Origin of the sequence: Bradyrhizobium jicamae (assembly GCF_001440395.1) — a bacterium.
Classification (GTDB): Bacteria; Pseudomonadota; Alphaproteobacteria; order Rhizobiales; family Xanthobacteraceae; genus Bradyrhizobium; species Bradyrhizobium jicamae.
Genome location: NZ_LLXZ01000087.1, coordinates 78,681 through 84,855, shown reverse-complemented (window position 1 = coordinate 84,855; position 6,175 = coordinate 78,681). Strand labels below are relative to the sequence as shown.

At 64.9% G+C, this 6,175-nt stretch carries 5 protein-coding genes and 1 pseudogene; 3 read left to right on the top strand and 3 right to left on the bottom strand.

What is annotated here, in order from left to right; translation table 11 throughout:
* Positions 1 to 1,295: exodeoxyribonuclease VII large subunit (xseA, locus tag CQ12_RS14090; RefSeq protein ID WP_057835896.1), on the bottom strand; the 1,295-nt coding region annotated here is incomplete at its 3' end.
* Positions 1,296 to 1,459: 164 nt separating this feature from the next.
* Here xseA and purD point away from each other — a divergent pair.
* Positions 1,460 to 2,737, top strand: coding sequence for a phosphoribosylamine--glycine ligase (purD, locus tag CQ12_RS14085; protein WP_057835895.1), 1,278 nt, complete (start codon positions 1,460 to 1,462; stop codon positions 2,735 to 2,737).
* Between the two features lie 100 nt (positions 2,738 to 2,837).
* Here purD and CQ12_RS14080 read toward each other — a convergent pair whose 3' ends face one another.
* Positions 2,838 to 4,070: an acyl-CoA dehydrogenase family protein gene (locus tag CQ12_RS14080; RefSeq protein WP_057835894.1), complete on the bottom strand. Its 1,233-nt coding sequence runs from the start codon at positions 4,068 to 4,070 to the stop codon at positions 2,838 to 2,840.
* 123 nt (positions 4,071 to 4,193) lie between these two features.
* On the opposite strand from CQ12_RS14080, the gene CQ12_RS14075 reads away from it, so the two are divergent.
* Complete coding sequence (locus CQ12_RS14075; RefSeq protein ID WP_057835893.1) at positions 4,194 to 5,099, top strand: alpha/beta fold hydrolase; 906 nt, start codon at positions 4,194 to 4,196, stop codon at positions 5,097 to 5,099.
* A gap of 112 nt (positions 5,100 to 5,211) precedes the next feature.
* Here the strand turns inward: CQ12_RS14075 and CQ12_RS14070 are convergent, their stop codons facing one another.
* Entirely contained in the window at positions 5,212 to 5,670 is a 459-nt protein-coding gene (locus CQ12_RS14070; protein ID WP_057835892.1) for a nucleoside deaminase, read from the bottom strand.
* Positions 5,671 to 5,823: 153 nt separating this feature from the next.
* On the opposite strand from CQ12_RS14070, the pseudogene CQ12_RS45030 reads away from it, so the two are divergent.
* Positions 5,824 to 6,175: pseudogene (locus tag CQ12_RS45030) on the top strand (pseudouridine synthase); the annotation flags it as partial.

Genomic DNA, 6,175 nt, shown 5'->3' with positions numbered 1-6,175 from the left:
AGCGCGCGGCGGGCGCGCTCGGCCAGCCGGTGGGTGCGTTCGCGGTCGCGCGCGATGGTATTGCGCTGCGCCTGGGCGTTGGAGAGCTTTGAGGCCTTCAGCCTGACCTCCAGCCCGGCGAAGCGATCGCGCCGGTTGCGCAGCAGCGCACGGGCGGACAGGCGGATGCGTTCGCCCGACACGGTCAGGCGATGGTTGGCTTGGGCTACCTGTCCACGCAAAACCTTCAGCGTCAGGCCGGCGCTGAGCTGCGAGAAGCGGCGGTGATGGGCGTGCGTGTTGGCCTTCAACCCGCGGGGCAGGGTGGCGCCGAGGTGGTCCAGCCGTTGCCTCGGGATCGCGAGCAATTCGCTTAAGCTCGGCAGCGCGCGCGCGGCGGCGCGCAATTCGTTACGGCGGCTTTCCTGGCCGCGCTGCCAGCACACCATGGTGCGGCGCGCCAGACTTTCGACCTCGGCGAACAATTCACTGCGGACCGGGACCGCCATTTCGGCGGCGGCCGTCGGCGTCGGCGCGCGCTTGTCGGCGGCGAAATCGATCAGCGTGATATCGGTCTCGTGGCCGACGGCCGAGATCAGCGGGATCATGCTGTCGGCGGCGGCGCGGACCACGATCTCCTCGTTGAACGACCACAGGTCTTCCAGCGAACCGCCGCCACGCGCGACGATCAGGAGATCCGGCCGCGGAGTTCGCCCGCCTTCGGGCAGCGCATTGAAGCCGCGGATCGCCGCCGCGACCTGTTCGGCCGAGCCTTCGCCCTGCACCTTGACCGGCCACACCAGCACGCGGCGGGGGAAGCGGTCTTCCAATCGGTGCAGGATGTCTCTGATGACGGCGCCGGTCGGCGAGGTGACGACGCCGATCACTTCCGGCAGCCAGGGCAGCAATTGCTTGCGCGCCTCGTCGAACAGGCCCTCGGCCGCGAGTTTTTTCTTGCGCTCCTCCATCAGCGCCATCAGCGCGCCGATCCCGGCGGGCTCGAGCGACTCGATGACGATCTGGTATTTCGAGGAGTTCGGATAGGTCGTGAGCTTGCCGGTGGCGATGACCTCGAGCCCCTCCTGCGGCTTGAAGCGCATCCGGGCGTGGGCGAACTTCCAGATCACGGCCTCGATCTTGGCGCTCTCGTCCTTGAGCGCGAAATAGCAATGGCCGGAGGAGTGGGGGCCGCGGAAGCCGGAGATTTCGCCGCGCACGCGGACATGGCCAAACCGGTCCTCCACTGTCCGCTTCAGGGCGGAGGAGAGTTCCGAGACGGTGAATTCAGGCGAGTTAACGAGGTTCTCAGCAGGCATATGCCTAGAATCGGCCTTTTCCAGCGCTTCCGCAAGGTACGGAGGCCATCACAGGGGCGTCACGGCACATATCCACACAGCAATAGACACGTTGTTGCGGCCCGCCGCTGTCGTGCTAAACCGTCGCGCAATTGCCGGCAACCCTCCATTTGGCTGCACTTCCCATGAACATTCTCCTGCTCGGTTCCGGCGGCCGCGAACATGCTTTGGCGTGGAAGATTGCCGCTTCCCCGCTGCTCACCAAGCTGTGGTGCGCGCCCGGCAATGCCGGGATCGCGCGGGAAGCCGAGTGCGTCGCGCTCGACGTTGCGAATCACCCCGCCGTGGTCGAGTTCTGCAAGCGCAACGCTGTCGACCTTGTCGTGGTCGGCCCCGAGACGCCGCTGGCGGCCGGAATCGTCGACGATCTCGCCGCCGCCGGCATCAAGGCGTTCGGTCCGAGCAAGCAGGCCGCCCAGCTTGAGGGCTCCAAGGGATTTACCAAGGCGCTCTGCACCGAGTTCAACATCCCGACCGGCGCGTATGGCAGCTTCACCACGGCTGACGATGCGCTGGCCTATGTGCGCAAGCAGGGCGCGCCGATCGTCGTGAAGGCCGACGGGCTGGCGGCCGGCAAGGGCGTCGTCGTCGCGAGAACCCTTGATGAGGCGGAAGCCGCCATCGCCATGATGTTCGACGGCGCGTTCGGCGCGGCCGGCACTGAAGTCGTGATCGAGGAATTCCTCGCCGGCCGCGAGATCAGCTTTTTCGCGCTATGCGACGGTGAGACCGCGATCCCGCTCGCCACGGCGCAGGACCACAAGCGCGTGTTCGATCACGACGAGGGCCCGAACACCGGCGGCATGGGCGCCTATTCGCCGACGCCGTTCGTGACGCCGGAAATTCACGACCAGATCATGGCGCGGATCATCCTGCCGACGGTCGCCGGCATGAAGAAGCGCGGCACGCCGTTCCGCGGCGTGCTCTATGCCGGCGTGATGCTGACGGAGCAGGGGCCAAAACTGTTCGAATACAATGTCCGCTTTGGCGATCCCGAATGCCAGGTGCTGATGCTGCGGATGATGTCCGACATCGTGCCGGCGTTCCTGGCGTCCTGCGACGGGGAGTTGAAGCACTTTGACCTGCGCTGGTTTCCCGATCCGGCGCTGACGGTGGTGATGGCGGCGAAGGGCTATCCCGGCGACTACAAGAAAGGCACGCGCGTCGACGGTCTCGATGATGCCGGCAAGGTCGAGGGCGTTGAGATCTTCCATGCCGGCACGGTGGCGAAGGATGGCGCTATTCTCGCCAATGGCGGGCGTGTGCTGAACGTCTGCGCGATGGGGAAGACCGTGCTGGAGGCGCAGCAGCGCGCCTATCAGGCTGTCGATCGCATCCAATGGCCGGATGGTTTCTGCCGCCGCGACATCGCATGGCAAGCGGTGGAGCAGGAGAGAGGCTAGCTCAGTGCCGTAGGGTGGGCAAAGCGAAGCGTGCCCACCGCTACTTGCACTGCTCGTGATGGTGGGCACGGCGCTTTCGCGCCTTTGCCCACCCTACGCATTAGAGCAAATCCCCGCCGGCCGCACTCGCGGTGGTGCCGTGCTCGCGGAACGCCTTGATGACGTTCTTGCCGATCTTCCACTTGTGCACTTCGTCGGGGCCATCGACCAGCCGCTGCGAGCGCACCTGCGTGTACCACTTCGCCAGCGGCGTATCCTGGCTGAAGCCGAGCGCGCCGTGGAGCTGGATCGCGGTGTCGATCACCTTGTGCACCATGTGCGCATGGAAGATTTTCGCGATCGAATTCTCCTGCCGGATGTCGAGGCCCTTCTCGGCCTTGTAGGCGATGTGCAGCAGCATCAGCCGGCCGATATAGAGTTCGCTGGCGCAATCGGCGAGCATGAACTGCACCGCCTGACGGTCGGCGAGCAACTGGCCGAAGGTCGAACGCTTGGTGACATGGGCGACCGCCATGTCGAGCGCGCGTTGCGCCTTGGCGACGTTGTGCATGCCGTGGCGCAGGCGGCCATAGGCGAGGCGGTGCTGGCCCATGGCAAAGCCGTTGCCTTCGCCGCCGACCAGATTGTCGGCCGGCACCACCAGATCCTTGATCTCGATCTCCGAGTGGCCGCCGTGCAGGACGTCGTCATGCGGACCCTCGATCGCCATGTTGGCGACGTTGCGCTTGATCTTGTAGCCGGGGTTCGGCAGTTCGACGAGGAAGGTCGAATACTGCTTGTGGCGCGGCGCGTTCGGATCGGTCTTGGCCATTACCAGCGCCATGTCGGCCACGCTGGCGGAGGAGGAAAACCATTTCTCGCCGTTGAGGATGTAATTCTCGTTGCCGTCCTTCACTGCGGTCGTCTGCATGCCGGTGGCGTCGGCGCCCGCGGCCTTCTCGGTCATCGAGAAGCAGATGCGCTTGTCGCCGTTGAGCAGGGGCTTGAGAAACTTCTCCTTCTGATATTCCGTGCCGTGGGCGAGGATCGTCATCATCGAGGCGTCGTCGGGCCCTTGCGTGTTCATCGAGAGTGCGCCGAGCATGCTCTCGCCGAGCTCCATCTGCACCAGCGCATTTGCCAGCGGACCGAGGCCCATGCCGCCATATTCCTTCGGCACCCACGGGCACCACAGGCCCCGTGCACGCGCCTTCGCCCGCAGCGGTCCCAGCACTTCGGCGAGCGGCTTGGTATCGAGTTCCTTCTCCGCGGGAATACATTCCTCATGCACCCATTTGCGGACCTTTTCGCGGATCGCCTTGGCCTCGGCCGGAATTTCGAAATCGATCGACATCGCTGGTTTCCTCGCGTCTTGTTGCTCTTGGTCGTACCTGAGGGATGGCATAAACCTGCGGTCTGAAGGCGGCAACGACAAACAAAGTTTGAAGCAAGCGCCGCAGCCCATGGAGGAGCGCCCATGCCCGATCTTGCCGATCTGTTTCCTGGTTACGCGTCCGAATGGATCAACACCTCCTCGGGTCGCATCTTCGCCCGCGTCGGCGGCAAGGGGCCGCCGCTGTTGCTGCTGCACGGATTCTCATCGACGCATGTGATGTGGCATCCGGTCGCGCCGCAGCTTGCGGATCACTTCACGCTGATCATCGCCGACCTGCCGGGCTATGGCTGGTCGGACATGCCGCGCAGCGACGACAACCATACGCCCTATACCAAGCGCGCGATGGCGAATGTGATGGTGGAGGCGATGGCGCAGCTTGGCCATGTGCATTTCGCGCTCGCCGGGCACGATCGCGGCGGACGCGTGTCGTATCGGCTGGCGCTCGATCATCCCGGCCGGCTGTCGAAGCTCGCCGTGCTCGATATCGCGCCGACCTATGATTACTGGGAGAGGATGAACCGGCTCTCGGCGCTGAAGATTTATCATTGGGCGTTTCTGGCGCAGCCCTATCCACTGCCGGAGACACTGGTCTCGAGCAATGGCGAGTTTTTCCTCCGATACAAGATGGCGAGCCAGACCAAATCGAAGACGCTTGACGCCATCGACCCGCGCGCGCTGGAGCATTACCTCGCGCCGTTCCGCGATCCCGCCCGCGTGCATGCGATGTGCGAGGACTACCGCGCCGGCGCCTATGCCGACTATGAGATCGACAAGGCCGATTTCGACGCCGGCAGGCAGATCACGATCCCGATGCTGGCGCTGTGGGGCGATGCCGGCGTCGCAAGCGCGGCAACGACGCCGCTCGATACGTGGAAGAAATGGGCGACGAAGGTGGAGGGCGCGCCGGTGGATTCCGGGCATTTTCTGACCGAGGAGAATCCGGAAGCGACGGCGAAATTGTTGCGGGAGTTTTTTCTCGCGGCTTGAGTTGCCGCTGAACTCTCCACGTCATTGCGAGGAGCGAAGCGACGAAGCAATCCATCTATCCGTTATGCCGCGCGATGGATTGCTTCGCTTCGCTCGCAATGACGGCTGCGCACTACCGCCGCTCCCTGAAAAAGTCCCGCAGCAGCGTCGCGGCCCGGTTCTCGCCCACCGCCGAATAGACCTCCGGCACGTGATGGCAGGTCGGTTGCGCAAAGAACCGCACCCCGGAATCCACCGCGCCGCCCTTGGGGTCGGCGGCGCCGTAATAGAGCCGGCGGATCCGCGCGAACGAGATCGCGCCGGCGCACATGGTGCAGGGCTCCAGGGTGACGTAGAGGTCGCAATCAACCAGCCGCTCGGTGCCGATGGCTTCGGCCGCCTGCCGGATCGCCAGGATTTCGGCATGTGCGGTCGGATCGCGGTCGGTCAGGGTCCGGTTGCCGGCGGTGGCGATCACCTCGTTATCCCGCACGATCACGCAGCCGATCGGAACTTCCCCGGCTTTTCCGGCGTTTTCGGCCGTTTTTAGCGCCAAATCCATGAAAGAAGGGGCCGTCATGCCTCGTATCATCCGCAGAAACCTGCTACTAGCTGCGCCTTCAGCAAACGTGGATGCCGGTTTTGCGTGAGAATGCGCCTTGAACGAAGCGCGCGCGCGTTACCGCTATGACAGCCCATCCGCATCCGTCTGATAGCCATTTCATCTGTATCCGAGAGACCATTCATGCCCCGCGATAACGACAAAAACAACGATTCCCGCGGCCGGCGTGACCGGCCGGGCGGCGACCGCGGCCGCGCCGGAGCGGGCAAGGGCCGTTCAGGGGCGGCGAGGGGGCCTGAGAAGAAGTTCGCCAAGCGCGGCTTTGGCGGCAGGGACGATGAGCGCGGCGGTGGCGAACGGCGCCCCTATGCCGGGAAGTCTGACGGCGCAAAATCGTTCGGCAAGAAGCCCTACGCCGGCAAGCGGGAAGGCGGTTCGTTCCGCCGCGACGATGACCGTCCGCCGCGCCGGGATTTTGGCGATCGGCCGCGGGCGCGATTTGACCGGGACGATCGGCCACGCGGCGATTTCGGAG